This is a genomic window from Companilactobacillus miaonis, assembly GCF_036913615.1.
Taxonomy (GTDB): Bacteria; Bacillota; Bacilli; order Lactobacillales; family Lactobacillaceae; genus Companilactobacillus.
Window position 1 is genome coordinate 74650 of record NZ_JAYKTX010000011.1, and the last position, 12583, is coordinate 87232.

At 34.8% G+C, this 12583-nt stretch carries 8 protein-coding genes; all 8 read left to right on the top strand.

Features of this window, described 5'->3' with window-relative positions; all coding sequences use genetic code 11:
- The first annotated feature begins 11 nt into the window (after positions 1–11).
- The 8 genes from rhaD to U8521_RS10185 all read left to right on the top strand — a co-directional run bounded on the left by rhaD (position 12) and on the right by U8521_RS10185 (position 12574).
- Positions 12–827, top strand: coding sequence for a rhamnulose-1-phosphate aldolase (gene rhaD, locus U8521_RS10150; RefSeq protein ID WP_334352647.1), 816 nt, complete (start codon positions 12–14; stop codon positions 825–827).
- Positions 828–866: 39 nt separating this feature from the next.
- Complete coding sequence (locus tag U8521_RS10155; protein ID WP_334352648.1) at positions 867–3254, top strand: alpha-L-rhamnosidase-related protein; 2388 nt, start codon at positions 867–869, stop codon at positions 3252–3254.
- A 43-nt stretch (positions 3255–3297) separates the two neighbouring features.
- Positions 3298–4566 (top strand): MFS transporter, encoded by a 1269-nt coding sequence (locus tag U8521_RS10160; protein WP_334352649.1) that lies wholly within the window; start codon positions 3298–3300, stop codon positions 4564–4566.
- 27 nt (positions 4567–4593) lie between these two features.
- Positions 4594–7212, top strand: coding sequence for a family 78 glycoside hydrolase catalytic domain (locus tag U8521_RS10165; protein ID WP_334352650.1), 2619 nt, complete (start codon positions 4594–4596; stop codon positions 7210–7212).
- 173 nt (positions 7213–7385) lie between these two features.
- A complete protein-coding gene (locus U8521_RS10170; RefSeq protein WP_334352651.1) occupies positions 7386–8429 on the top strand; it encodes a LacI family DNA-binding transcriptional regulator in 1044 nt (347 codons plus the stop codon).
- Between the two features lie 129 nt (positions 8430–8558).
- A complete protein-coding gene (locus tag U8521_RS10175; RefSeq protein ID WP_334352652.1) occupies positions 8559–9869 on the top strand; it encodes a PTS sugar transporter subunit IIC in 1311 nt (436 codons plus the stop codon).
- A 9-nt stretch (positions 9870–9878) separates the two neighbouring features.
- Positions 9879–10322: a DUF3284 domain-containing protein gene (locus tag U8521_RS10180; protein ID WP_334352653.1), complete on the top strand. Its 444-nt coding sequence runs from the start codon at positions 9879–9881 to the stop codon at positions 10320–10322.
- A 32-nt stretch (positions 10323–10354) separates the two neighbouring features.
- Positions 10355–12574, top strand: coding sequence for an alpha-galactosidase (locus U8521_RS10185; protein WP_334352654.1), 2220 nt, complete (start codon positions 10355–10357; stop codon positions 12572–12574).
- Positions 12575–12583: the final 9 nt, after the last annotated feature.

Here is a 12583-nt window from a genome sequence, read left to right on the forward strand (position 1 = left end):
TAAAAAGTAGCATGAAGCCATTTTTAGAATCAGATTTTGTTAACCAAATGAAAGATATAACATCCCAAGCATATAACCATAATTGGGATGAAAGGAATGGGGGGAATATCAGTTTAAGAATTGATTCAAAAGATTTAAGTAATTACTCAGATGTAAGTACTATTATCAGAAATATCAAAATTGGTTTTGATGCAAGAGAGGTAATTGGGCAGTACTATTTAGTAACTGGAACAGGAAAATATTTTAGAAATATTTCAAGCTTTCCGGAACGAGATTTAGGTTTAGTTCAAATTGCAAAAGATGGAAAGAGCGTCGATCTTTTATGGGGTTTCACTGATGGTGGACAACCTACAAGTGAATTTCCAGCACATTTAATGACGCATTGTAAACTTCAAAAAAATAATTCTGATAAACGTTGTGTCATGCATTGTCATCCAACGAATTTAATAGCAATGTCGTTTACTTTACCATTGCAAGAAAAAAAATTCAGTCAAATTTTATGGAGAATGCAAGCTGAATCAATAGTCGTTTTTCCAGAAGGTGTTGGAATCATTCCATATATGACACCAGGTACTAATGAGATTGGACGAGCAACTGCAGATAAACTTACACGATATAAAATTGTTTTATGGCCACATCATGGGGCTTTTGCAGTTGGCAGTGACTTAGATGAGACTTTTGGATTAATTGAGACCGTAGAAAAAGCCGCTAGCATTTATTCAATAATAAAAATGCATGGCGGAAGAATGATAAATTCCATCAATGATAATAACCTTATTGAATTGAGTAAAAGATTTTCTGTTCAACCAAATAAAGAATTTTTGTAAATTCTTTGTTCTGATAATTAAATTGGGAGGATATCAAGTATGAATGACTGTATTACTTCTGTTAACCATGATTTAGCATCTCCACTTCAAGAGGACATTAATGGAAAGTGGATTTGGGCAAATGTAAAAGTAAAGCCAGGGCAATGGGTAAATTTTAGAAAATCATTCAAATTAAATAAGATTCCTGAAAGCCTGAATGTTAAAATTGCCGTCGATTCAAAATATTGGTTGTGGATTAATGGTCAAATGGTTGTTTTTGAGGGTCAAGTAAAAAATGGACCATCTCCACAAGGAATATATTTTGATTCATTTGATATTAGTAAGTATTTAAATCAAGGGGAAAATACAATTGCAATTCTTGCAGTTTATTTTGGAAAAAATGGATATGGTTTCTTTGACAGTGGTACGCCGGGATTATTATTTAGTGTAGATTCACCACAATATGAGGAGCTTGTTTCAAATGAATCATGGAAAGCTATTGAGAATCCTGCTTATCATGAACCAATACCTCAAAAAGACAAGTCTTATAGATTAGCGGAACCTGATATTAATTATTATGCTGAAGATGCTTTACAAGGATGGCAAGATATTACCTTTGATGAAACTAAATGGGACAATTCAATTGCACATCCTAGACCATTTAAAGAGTTATGGCCTCGACCAATACCACAGTTGGATGTAAAAGATGTAGTTATTTTTAAAGATCAAGAAAATGGTTTAAATACTTGGAAAATGAGTATCGATGATCCAATTAAGGGTATTACGAAATATACGATTACTAATAAGACAAATTTACAAGGAACTCCATTTTTAAAAGTAGATGCTCCAGAAGGTAAAAGAATTTCAATGTACTCAGATACATGGAATGAAATGGCAAATAATGGAGATTCAATTCGACATTTATATGTAACTAAAAAAGGAATTCAATCATTTGAAGCGTTGGGATGGATTAATGGATATCAAATTTATTTTGAAATACCAAATGATGTGAAAGTTATTGAATTAGGATATAGACCGTCAACTTATAGGATCGAGAATCCAGGTACTTTTAAGAGTAATGATGATTTCATTAATAAGTTATTCAGAAAATGTTATGACACCCTGTTGGTAACTATGAGAGATACGTTTATGGATTGTCCAGATAGAGAAAGAGCCCAGTGGATTGGCGATGCAGTTAATGAAATGCAAATGGCATTTTATGGAATGGATAAAAACGCGGGTCTTCTATTTAAAAAGGCAATTAATCAAGCGTTACACTTTAAGCATAAATCAGGCGTTTTGCCATCTACCGTACCAAATGGATTGGAACATGGTGAAATCTTAGATGAAAATGGTACTCTCACTTTGGAAGCTAAGGAAAAGAAATTAACTGAGTGTTTTGAATTACCAATGCAATCATTAGCATTTGTACATAGTTTTTGGCAATACTATCAATATTCTGGAGATAAGCAGCCATTAATCGATGGATATGAATCATTAATAAATTATCTAAGTCTGTGGAAAGTAGATTCTCTTAACAAAAAAATTGAGCATCGAACTGGAACTTGGGATTGGGATGATTGGGGCTACCATTCAGATACTGAGATTATTGATCAATGTTGGTATTATGCTGCATGTAAAAATACTTTGAAAATATTGTCAGTTTTGGGTATTGAAGATAAACCAGAATATGCATTTATCAAGGACAGAATTGAGCTTATTGAGCAAAATTTTGAATCAAATTATTGGAATTTGCAAAAGCACGGTTATTATAAAGAAACTGATAATGAGCTTCTAGATGATCGGGCAAATGCTTTGGCTGTGTATACTGGACTTTTTGAAAGTAAACATAGAAACGATTTAATCGAAATATTTAAAAATCGTTTTGAATCAAGTCCATATATGGAAAAATATGTACTAGAAGCCTTATATATACTTAATGCTGATAAGGAAGCAATGGAACGGACTAAGAAAAGATATAAGGAAATGGTTTTAGATTATTTTCCAACTCTTTGGGAATTTTGGACTGCTTCACAGGGTACACGAAATCATGCATGGACTGGAAGCCCATTAACTATGGCATACAAGTATAACTTAGGGATAACGCCATTAAAGCCAGGATATGAGGAATTAGAAATTCGTCCACATCTAGCAAGTTTGAAATCACTCGAAGGGTCAATAAATACACCTAAAGGACGACTTTCAGTATCAATAGAAAATGATTTAACGAAAAAAATAATTGTAAAGATTCCATCGGAAATAAAAAAAGTGAGAATAAATGTTCCAAAAGAATTGAATAACGAAAAAATCATTATTAATGGTAATCCTGTATACGATAATTCTGCAGTTTGTTCGGATTTACCATCAGGTATTAAATTTGTAAAACGAGATTCAGATTATATTATATTTGATATTTATAGGGAAAAAGTAATAGAAATCATTTATTAAAAGTAAGCGATAATATTATTATTTTAATAATTAGGAGGGAATTATGGATAATTCAAATGAAACACAATTACTAAAACATTATCGACCTTTATCTAATGCAGCTGGATTTGGATCAATGTTAGGATCCGGTATTATCGTAACTTTAGCTTCAACTATTACAGTTTGGCAAAAGGGTCTTCAATTAACAAATAGTCAAGTAGGTATTATTTCAGGTATCTTGACGTTTGCAATTGCCTTTGGATCACTTTTTGGAGGGAAAATTGCTGAATCCATTGGACTTATAAAATCGTTTAACTGGATTAATTTGTTCTATGCTATTGGTGCAGCACTATGTGTACTATCTAATGGATTTTGGATGTTAGTCTGTGGTGTTACGATTTGTGGATTCACATCAGGTATGGATCTACCAGTCTCTTTAGCGGTTGTATCGCATGATGCACCAGATAAAGAAATTTCTAATAAGTTAGTAGCCTTTACACAAGTATATTGGCAAATTGGTGCGATGTCTTCCGTCGCCGCCGCTTTCATTGTGTCAAAAGTACAAGGTGATTTAGGTGCTAGAATTGTATTTGGTGTATTAACATTAGTAGCTCTGATTACTTGGGCATGGAGAACTTTCTCACCTACATTTAGACAATTTCATATTGCTGGTGATGCTCGTTGGAATGAATTGAAGAATGAAAAAGAGGAAATGCCAAAAGCTTCAGTTGTTAAAGTTCTATTTGGATCAGATAAGAAATATTTACGTTACTTCTCACTTATCATGTTGTTCTATGTTCTTTGGAATTTATTAGCAAATACTTGGGGACAATTTGGTACATTTATGTTGGTTAAAGCACATGCATCACAAAGTATTGCAACAGGATCTGGTGTTGTTATTGGATTCGTTGGTATTTTAGTAACAGCTTGGTTCTCAAAAGTTTCTAGTGGTAAGTCTAGAAATCCTGCTTTTATCGTTGGTTCACTTATTAGTTTCGTTGCATATGTAATCTTAGGATTATTTGGTACTCATCTAACTGGTATTATTACAGCCAATGTATTCACAACTGTTGGTGGTGCACTAGCTGGTGAAGCTATGTATAAAGTCTGGACACAAGAATCATTCCCTGTTGACGTTAGAGCATCTATCCAAGGTATTATTAATGGTACTTCAAGATTAGCCTGTGCATTGTTCGCATTTGTTACACCAGCATTAGTAATTCCTGCTAGAATTCAAACTACTATGTGGGTATTTTCAGGATTAGTAATTCTATACTTAATTGCAGCTATCATTATGATGAGAGCTCAAAAGAACAATGGTGTTGAAGAGTAGTTATTTCAAAAGATAGGAGTAATAGCTATGAGTAATAATCGAGTAAGGCCGATTGAATTAAAGGTTGAAAATTATCTAGGTAATAGATTAGGAATTAATACTTATGTACCGCGGTTATCATGGAAATATTCTGAGAATATTGAAGATGATACTAAAGTAGTAATTAAAATTGATCATCATTTACCTGGCAAAGAAGTAACAGAAGAATTTGTTAAAGTTGATGGGAACAAAAATAACTATTTACCATGGCCAATAAAACCACTTTTAGATCGAGAATTGGTAAATGTTAGTATAAAAGTCGATGATGACCGTAATGAATGGTCTGATAAACTTCAGTTTGATGTTGGTATATTAAATGAATTTGTTTTTGAAGGAAGATTCATTGGTTATCCAGAATGTACTGGTAAAACAGATCATCGACCTCAACCAATAATTAGAAGAGAATTTGATTTATCGTCAAACCCCAAGTATGCAAGACTTTATTTAACTTCATTAGGTTTAGTAGAAGCTGAAGCAAATGGTAACAGAATTGGAGAAGACGTTTTAACACCTGGATGGACAGATTATGATCATCGTCTAAAAGTAGAAGCATATGATATCTCGAACAGTTTGCATAAAGGGAAAAATGTTTTAGGATTTTGGCTAGCAGATGGATGGTATCGTGGTAGAACGGGGCCAGTTGGAGGACAAGTTAATTATTATGGAGACAAAATCGGCGTTTATGCTGAATTACATGTAATTGATGAGAATGATAATGAATACACTATTGCCTCTAATTCTTATGATGAAAAATGGAAAGCCACAATAGGGCCAATTGCTAGATCAAACATTTATGAGGGAGAATGGTTTGACCAAAGAAAAGATATAAACGGTTGGCTAGATTCTGATTTTGAAATGGATGATTGGCAGGACGTTGCAGAAGTTCCTTTTGATCGTGGGAAAATGTGTTTTGCGGAAGACTTGCCAATTAGAATGGATGGCATTCATAAACCTGTTTCAATTATTAAAAATGATCAAGGATGGATAGTTGACTTTGGTCAAAATTGTACTCAAAGGATTAGTATTAATATTCATGGATTGAGTGAAGGACAAGAATTAATTATTAATCATGTTGAAGTGCTGAATCCAGATGGAACACCTGCAATTAGACCTTTAAGACGTGGGATTCAACAGGATAAATTTATTTCTTCTGGCAAAGATACAACATGGGAAACTAAATTTACAATGCACGGATTTAGATATGCTCAAATTATTGGTTGGCAAGGCGATTTAACAGAGGATGATTTAGTTGCCAAAGTTTATCATTCTGAAATGAAACAAAATGGGCAATTTAATTGTTCAAATGATATGGTAAATAAATTACACAATAATACATTGTGGTCAATGAGATCTAATTTTGTTTCAATTCCTACAGATTGTCCGCAAAGAGACGAAAGATTAGGTTGGACTGGTGATATAGCCTTATTTGCACCAACTGCTTGTGATCTTTATGATACAACTGGATTCTTATCAAATTGGCTAGAAGATGTTGGCTATGAGAGAGATAAATTTGGTACTTTACCAGTATATACGCCGTATATGCCATTTGCTGGATGGAAGGTTATAAGCGCACTTGCTATTTGGGGAGATGCAGCAACAATCGTTCCATGGGCAATTTATATGAATTCAGGGGATAAGGAAGTACTAAAACGTCACTATCCATTAGCAAAAAAATGGGTTGATGAAGTTATTACATATTTATCTGATGATGGAGTTTGGGATAGAAAACCAGCTTATGATGTTGGGCAGTTGGGAGATTGGCTGGATCCGACAGCACCTCCAGATGAACCAGTCAAAGCAATGACACAAAAGGAACTAGTTGCAACAGCATTCTTTATTAATAGTTGTTCAATACTGTCCGAAATGAATGTTCAATTGGGATTGAAAGACTCAGAATATTATAAAAAGATTGCTGATAAATCAAAAATTGGGTTTAAAAATAGATTCTTTAAATCTAATGGATATATGACATCAGATACACAATGTGCATATTCTTTGGCCATAGAATTTGGTATTTTGGATGATTCTCCAGAATTATTAGAAATAGCTGGAAGTAGATTGGATAAATTAATTTCAAAAGCTGGAAATACTATAGCTACTGGATTTGCAGGGACACCATATGTATTAGATGCACTTTTAAAAACAAATCATATTTCCAGAGCTTACGAGCTGTTCTTATCTGATAAATGTCCAAGTTGGATGTATCAAATTAAAATGGGTGGAACTACAACTTGGGAAAGATGGGATTCATTACTTCCTAATGGAGAAGTAAACCCTGGAGAAATGACGTCATTTAATCACTATGCTTTGGGTTCAGTTACACATTGGATTTATAGTACTGTAGGTGGGTTAAAGGCAATTAAACCTGGATGGAGAGAATTTTCAATTGCCCCAAGACCTGGTGGAAATATTACAAATTCAAGTGTAAGTCACATTACACCAAATGGATTAGCAAAGTTAGATTGGACCGTTTTCGAAGATGTTATCTCGCTGCATGTTGATGTTCCATTTAAATCTACTGGAATTATTAGATTTAAATCAGGTGAAGAGGAAAGACTAAAGGCAGGAAGTTATGACTTAAGTTATCCATTGGAAAAATTTGTTTAAATATAGGTTTTTAACAAGCGTTAAGACAAATAATTAAAAAAGTTCAAAGTAGAGATTGAATCTTTACTTTGAACTTTTTTATCATGGTTATTTTTATTTAAAGCTTTGCAAACGATCAACAATAAGAATATAGTAAACATATGTAAACAATTACTGATGACTGAGGTAAATAAATGGCAAGTATAAGAGATATTGCTAAAATGGCGGGAGTATCAGCTGCTAGTGTTTCAAGGATTTTAAATAATGACAAAACTTTTAGTATCAATGAAAACACTCGTAAACGGGTAATTGATATTGCTAATCGATTGCATTATTCAAAAGAGAAAAACTTAAAGAGTCCACGTCGGACAAACTCAGAAATGTCGATTGGGCTAATTTTGCGTCACAACAGCGAAAGTGAATTAAGAGATCCTTATTTCCTAGCCATTCATCGTGGTATTGAAGAGGAAGCTGCCCAGTGGCGATTGCAAGTTAGCAAAGTCTTTGGGATGCGTGATACTGATAAAGATTGGGATCAATTGTCTCGATATGGAGCTATTATCATGGTCGGTCAAATGACCGAAGAAGCTATGGATATGGTAATGCAGCGTAATAAAAATTTGGTACTAGTGGATAATTATATTAGTGACGAAAGATTTGATCGAATTCAAACAGATTTTACTGATAAGACCTTTAAGGTTCTGGATTTGTTGTATCGGTATGGACATCGGAACATTGCTTTCGTGGGTGGCCGCAGTAGTATTGTTAATGTTGATGGTAGTCGAATCAACAGTCGTCGTGAAGTTCGGGCGGTCGCTTATGAAAGTTGGATGGATTTACATGGGTTGCATCGATATATCAATACTAATATTGGGCATTGGGAAGCGGAAGATGCTTTGAAAATGACAAGTAAATTATTACAAGAAAAAGAACTACCAACTGCTATCGTTGTTGCCAGTGATCCAATGGCTATGGGGGTCTATAAGGCTATTAACAATGCCGGTTTGAAGATTCCTGATGATATCTCTATTGTTAGTTTTGATGATGTTGAAATGAATCGCTATCTTACTCCAACACTCTCTAGTATTAAAATGGATTCAGAAGAGATGGGACGAATTGCTGTAAAAGTAGCTCGTGAGAAAATGATTGGTAATCGAAAGATGCCAATTCAAATTGTGTGTGCAAGTGACTTGAAAGTTAGAGATTCAGTTTTAGATTTAACAAAAATTAGAAAATGATTTTGAAGATATTTGAGATTTAGAAAAAATTTCAAATATTTTTTTATTTGGACTTGTGTAAACGTTAACTAAACAGTTATAGTAATCATTGTAAACGTTTACATAACATTAAAGAGGGGAATCATAAGAATGAAAAACTTTTTAGATGCATTCCAGAAGAAGATGGGTCCGATTTCCGAGTTAATCGGAGCCAATAAATATCTTCTAAGTTTACGTGATGGATTCATGTTAGCTTTTCCAGCCACAATGTTTGGATCAATCATGGTTATTTTACAAAATTTACCAACTACATTTGCGTTCGATAAATTCTTACCACAATGGTTTAACGATTTTCTAACGAATTTCTTTGGACCAGTTGGTAACGCTACAATGTCAGTTTCAGCTTTGTTCATCGTTTTTGGTATTGGATATCAACTAGCCGGACATGAGGGTCAACAAAAGATTTTCGCCGGTGCAATTTCACTATCAAGTTTCTTGATGTTACTACCTATTGGTACTGATAAGAAATTAGGCTCATTTATTGCCATTAATGACCTTGGTGCTCAAGGTATGTTCGTTGGTATTATTACTGCTATCGTTGCTACAAAGATTTATTGTGCTATTAGTAAAGCTCACATCACAATCAAGATGCCAGCTTCAGTTCCTCCAATGATTGCTGAATCATTCGTTGCTATCATTCCTGGTGCAGCTCCTTTGCTTCTTTTCAATATTATTAGATACATCTTTACCTTCACTTCATGGGGTAACGCTGTTGACTTTGTTTACGAAATTTTACAACAACCACTTATGGGATTAGGTGGTACACTTCCAGCTGTTCTAGTTGCCGTCTTCTTTACACAACTATTCTGGTCGTTTGGTGTTCATGGTACATTACTTGTTAACTCAATCATTGACCCTATTATGGGTGCTTTGGCTATTGAAAACTACAATGCCTACAAAGCCGGTGCTGCAGAATTGCCACATATTATCAACACAACATTCATGGGTGTCTTCGTTAACCAAGGTATGCAACTAGGTTGTGCGATTGTCTTTGCTTTCTTCTTAGCTAAGTCAGTTCGTATGAAGACTACTATGAGAACTGTTTTTGCTCCAGCTATTTTTAATGTTTCAGAACCTATGACTTATGGATTGCCTATTGTTTTAAACCCTGTTTTGTTAGTTCCATGGATTTTAGCTCCACTCGCTTCAACAACAATTTCTTACTTTGCAATTGCAGTTGGATTAGTACCACGGCCAATTGGTGCAACAGTTGTCTGGACGACGCCTATCTTCTTAGCAGGTTGGCTAGGAACCGGATCAATTGCTGGTGCTATTCTACAAATTGTTGACGTTGTCGTCATGACTTTAATTTGGATTCCATTCTTGAAGACAATGGATAATGAGTTCTTGAAAGAAGAGCGTGAAACAGCTAAACAAGAAGAAGCTGGCGCTACTGACTAGGAGGATATTATGAGAGTCGATACGTTGAAATTTAAATATTCATATAATGCTGATCAAGCGGATCTATACCAAACACTAATTGATGAACAGTTGAAGTACTTTCAACGTATGGATCCCAGAATTAGACACTTAGAAAAAGGTACTAGTATTAAAGCAAAATTAACGACCAAGATGAAAAAACTCGCTACCACAAATACGATGACTGTTAAGGATATTGAGCAAAATAAGCTTTTTCAATTTGAAACAGAACAACCTGACGGCTCAATTTTACAAACATATAAGTTTGAAACTAATAAACACGGTAAAAAATATTTGGTCTATTCAGAAAAAAATACTTTCAATAATGCACGAAATCAGACGAATTTCATGTTAATAGAATTGTTCTATAAATTTTTCTATAACCGTGGGGTTAAAAAGAGAATGCAGTATTTAGACGATTTAGCAATTAACTAAGGGGCATGAGAGTAGAAGGGAACGTATTTCGCATGATTGATGTAACAAATAATATATTTCATTTGCACAATGACAAAGTTAGTTATCTATTTTACATTATGGAAAATAAGCAATTAGGACATCTCTACTATGGAAAAAACCTAGGTGACATAGAAGAAGATGATTTGAAATACTTATTACAACATAATAGTAAATCGGCCGGAACGGTTAAATATTCACCAGAAATCAAGAATTTCACTTTGGCTGATCACGAGTCAGAATATCCAGTCTATGGATCGTCTGATTATCGAATTGGCGCTATCGATGTCTCTAAAGCAGATGAACCTTGGTATTTGGACTTTCATTATCAAAGTTATACCATCGAAAATACCAAGCAACGTGATTTAAGTTTTCCTACTAGTTATGCAAGAAATGATTCTGAAACCTTAGTAATTACGTTAGAAGATACTGAACATCAATTAAGACTATTAGAATACTTTACGATTTTTGCGGACAATGGGGCCATTGTTCGAAGTCAAAAATTAATCAACTTAGGTTCTGAAAAAATTTCAATCAAGAATATGATGAGTGGCGTTATAACGCTGCCAACAGCTGATTATGATTTTCTGAGTTTGTCAGGAGCTTGGCTGAAAGAGCGTCATATTAAACGTCGACATATTGAACAAGGCGTTACATCAGTTGAATCACTCAAAGGAGCCTCTAGTCATCAACAGAATCCGTTTGTCGCCTTAGTTAGCAATCACGCAGACACAAATTCGGGTGATATCTATGCTGCCAATTTAATCTATTCGGGCAATTTTCTCAGTCAAGTTGAAGTTAACGAGTGGGATAAGGCCAGATTATCAATTGGCATCAATCCCAAGTACTTTGAATGGCAACTTGATCCGGAACAATCTTTCCAAACTCCTGAAGCAGTGCTGTTTTATAGTGGGGAAGGCTTCAATGGTTTGATGACTGAAACGCATGGTTTCGCTGAAAATCATGTGATTGACCACAAATGGAAAGATGCCAAACGTCCAATCGTTTTCAATAACTGGGAAGCTACTTACTTTGATTTTAATGAAGATAAATTACTGTCTTTGGCTAAAGCTGGTAAGGATTTAGGAATGGAATGCTTCGTGCTTGATGATGGTTGGTTCGGTCACCGTGATGATGATCGTTCTTCACTAGGAAATTGGTCGGTAGATAAGTCGAAATTCCCTGATGGAATGCAGCCTTTTGCTGAAAAGATTCACAAGATGGGCTTAGAATTTGGCCTTTGGTTTGAACCTGAAATGGTTTCACCGGACACAAAAATGTACAAAGAACATCCAGATTGGGTCGTCCGTCATCCATACAAACGTGTGGGAATCGGCCGCGGTCAGTATGTCTTAGATTTTGCTAATCCAGAGGTAGTTGATGCAGTTTATAAGCAAATGAAACCCACTATTGCGGCTACTAAATTGGATTACATCAAGTGGGATATGAATCGTAATATTACTGAGGCATATTCACCATATTTGAAGAAACTAGGTCGCCCTCAAGGTGAATTCTTCCACCGATACATCTTGGGTGTGTATGCACTCTATCAAAAGATTCTATCAGATTTTCCTAATATTTTAATTGAAGGCTGCTCTGGTGGCGGTGGTAGATTTGATTTGGGGATTCTCTTTTACAGTCCTCAAATTTGGCCAAGTGATGATAGTGACGCTATTGAGAAGCTCGATATTTTGACTGGAACTGCGTTAGCTTATCCATTGTCAACGTTTAGTAATCACGTTTCTGCTGTTCCAAATGACCAAGTAAAACGCATCACACCCTTGGCAATTCGTCAAACGGTCAGTGATTTTGGACCACTAGGTTACGAGTTAGATTTGACCAAATTAGACAATGATGAGAAAAAAGCTATCAAGGAAAATGTTGAGTTTTATAAACAGAATCGTCAATTGTTGTTGCATGGGCATTTCCAACAACTCTTAACTGTTGATCCAGATGCTAATGAAGTTAGTTTTGGTGTAGTTAATGATGATCAAAGTGAAACCTTTATTGGCCTTTACCGTAAATTAGCACGTCCAAATTCTTCCGTAATCAGACATTTGAAAGTTCCGTTTTTGAGTGATAACAAACATTACTTAGTTGGAAATGAACACATTAGTGGACGAGTATTGAAGAATATTGGTTTATTAGAGCCATTCGAATTTAACGGTGCCAATCTGGAGACCGCTCAAGTCAGCGGAGATTATCAATCATTCATGTTTTATTTGAAGAGTTAGGAGGAAGTC

Bases quoted from the DNA above. Each gene is read 5' to 3' on its own strand.
- U8521_RS10170 (WP_334352651.1), top strand. From the start codon at position 7,386: ATGGCAAGTATAAGAGATATTGCTAAAATGGCGGGAGTATCAGCTGCT.
- U8521_RS10180 (WP_334352653.1), top strand. From the start codon at position 9,879: ATGAGAGTCGATACGTTGAAATTTAAATATTCATATAATGCTGATCAA.
- U8521_RS10155 (WP_334352648.1), top strand. From the start codon at position 867: ATGAATGACTGTATTACTTCTGTTAACCATGATTTAGCATCTCCACTT.
- U8521_RS10175 (WP_334352652.1), top strand. From the start codon at position 8,559: ATGAAAAACTTTTTAGATGCATTCCAGAAGAAGATGGGTCCGATTTCC.
- rhaD (WP_334352647.1), top strand. From the start codon at position 12: ATGAAGCCATTTTTAGAATCAGATTTTGTTAACCAAATGAAAGATATA.
- U8521_RS10160 (WP_334352649.1), top strand. From the start codon at position 3,298: ATGGATAATTCAAATGAAACACAATTACTAAAACATTATCGACCTTTA.
- U8521_RS10165 (WP_334352650.1), top strand. From the start codon at position 4,594: ATGAGTAATAATCGAGTAAGGCCGATTGAATTAAAGGTTGAAAATTAT.
- U8521_RS10185 (WP_334352654.1), top strand. From the start codon at position 10,355: ATGATTGATGTAACAAATAATATATTTCATTTGCACAATGACAAAGTT.